The sequence below is a fragment of the Burkholderia sp. DN3021 genome (assembly GCF_049805555.1).
GTDB lineage: Bacteria > Pseudomonadota > Gammaproteobacteria > Burkholderiales > Burkholderiaceae > Burkholderia > Burkholderia pyrrocinia_C.
Genome location: NZ_JBNCAB010000292.1, coordinates 1 through 451 on the forward strand (window position 1 = coordinate 1; position 451 = coordinate 451).

Consider the following 451-nt stretch of genomic DNA (forward strand, 5'->3'; position numbering starts at 1 on the left):
TCATGTACACCTGTCCATCAAAAATTCTAATGGACACGATGCTCCTTGCTTTCGATGGCCGCCTTCAAGATGACTTCGCCGGGGGCTTACGCTGTTCGAACGAGGCGTCGTAGTCAGCTACGAGACGATCCGTCGCTGGTGCGACAAATTCGGCGCGGGCTTCGCCCGTCGCGTCAAGGCTGCCCGGCGCAAGCCGGGCAGCACTTGGCACCTGGACGAGATGTGCGTGACGCTGCGCGGCGAGCCTTACCTGCTGTGGCGCGCGGTCGACGAACATGGCGCCGAACTCGACATCCTGCTGCAGAAGCGCCGCGACACGGCGGCCGCCAAACGCTTCTTCCAGCGCGTGCTGCGTTCCTGTGTAAGCGACTCAGCTGGGCCAGTCCCCCATTCGCGCGCGCGTGAGGCATGATGGTGATGGCGTGGTGGTATCCGTGTAAGTCACGGGGAT

General features: G+C 62.7%; 1 pseudogene. It reads left to right on the forward strand.

The annotated features are described in order from the left end of the window. Nucleotides 1-91 precede the first annotated feature (91 nt). Nucleotides 92-361 (forward strand): annotated as a pseudogene (locus ACPUER_RS37145) (DDE-type integrase/transposase/recombinase); the annotation flags it as partial. Between the last annotated feature and the right edge of the window lie 90 nt (nucleotides 362-451).